At 33.6% G+C, this 1,477-nt stretch carries 2 protein-coding genes; one reads left to right on the forward strand and one right to left on the reverse strand.

Annotation, left to right across the window (positions count from 1 at the left end; genetic code table 11):
- Positions 1–267: 267 nt before the first annotated feature.
- Positions 268–855 (forward strand): hypothetical protein, encoded by a 588-nt coding sequence (locus DU428_RS13305; protein WP_114436870.1) that lies wholly within the window; start codon positions 268–270, stop codon positions 853–855.
- Positions 856–902: 47 nt separating this feature from the next.
- Here DU428_RS13305 and DU428_RS13310 read toward each other — a convergent pair.
- Positions 903–1,477, reverse strand: a 575-nt coding sequence (locus DU428_RS13310) for a transposase (protein ID WP_165839169.1), incomplete at its 5' end; no start/stop codon positions are given.

The raw sequence follows: 1,477 nt of genomic DNA on the forward strand, positions 1-1,477 counted from the left end.
AGAGGGGATTTTCAATGTTGACGAGATCAAAGTCTCTGCGTATATAATAACCTTATTCCTCTCCTTTGTTCTTTCTTATTTATAGGTCTTAATTTAGTGTTTTTATTAAAATGCTAACTTAAGCCGTGTATAAGCTATGGCTTGGTCAATGCCTACTTGGAAAATCCTGCGGATTTTCCTCTGGCAAGTGCCTGTTTGGAATCGTCCGTAACTAAACCACGCCACAGCTCATATACCAAACGTTGCCAACAAGTTGAAAAGAACCGTATGAATAGAATAATAATCGGACTGATTTTAATAATTAGTTCACTAAACTTAACCTTTGGACAGAATTTACAAGAAGGACAAAAAAGATGGAGTTCTGACCAAAAACTAACAATTGAGGATTTTAAAATCAAAATCAGCGATGAAAATAATGATGTCGTTTTCAGCCAATTTATGATTTCACACGCAATCGGCGGATTTGACTTTATGAAACGCAATCTGAATCAAAAAATAGAAAATATATTTCTTGGCAATGCTTCGTGGATAGACACCACAAAAGTTGCTGACATTCAAAAACAAATTGACTTTCAACAAATGCAATTTGACCTTGCCGAAATTCACGCAAGAAAATTTAGAAAAAGAGCATTGGAAAATAAAGGCCAAATCGCAAAAGGATTTGACATTATAAACCAAATCAACAACGACATTATGACTGAATTTTCTAAAAGTCGCCTGGAATTGGTAGAAGAAACTGAAAGCGGGCGAAACGTACAAAAAATCGTGGAATGGAAAGAGAAAATAGCAACTGAATTAAAAGAATTGGACGAGTTTAGTTACGAGAACAAAAAGAAAATCAAAACGGAAAAATAAAACCAGTTGGCAACAAAGTACTGTGGTAAAAAACAAGTAAAAAAGCATTAATTTTTCACCAAGGAACTTCTGTAGGTATCTTCATATATTAGTCCAGATTTAGCAATAGCAAAAGCTTGTTTTAAGAGCTTATTGCATACTGCAATTAGTGCTAATTTTTTACTTTTTCCTTTAGCAACTAATCGCTCATAAATATCCTTACAAGCTTTATTGTATTTGCAGGCATTAAAACTGCACATAAATAATAAGTTTCGAAGTTTTTGGTTCCCCATTTTACTTATTTTACTGCGGCCAGTTACACTGCTGCCACTTCTTTTTATCACGGGAGTTAATCCTGCATAACTACACAATTCACTACCACTTGTAAATCGTTTAAAACCATCTGTTAGAACCACCAACATTAGAGCTGTTTTGTTTCCAATACCTGGTATGCTTTTTAATCGGGTTAATACTTCTTGATGCTCTTGTTTAACTAAAATCAAAAGTTTGTCTTCCAGCATTTTTATTTCTTTTTGCAATTGCTTCAAACTACGTTTTAAAGAGCTTACAACTGCTTTACTAGGGTTTCCTAAAACAGATTCACCGTGTAATTTATTTTTAATCATGGTGCTTTGTTTTGTAT

This window comes from Oceanihabitans sediminis (assembly GCF_003337215.1).
Taxonomy (GTDB): Bacteria; Bacteroidota; Bacteroidia; order Flavobacteriales; family Flavobacteriaceae; genus Oceanihabitans; species Oceanihabitans sediminis.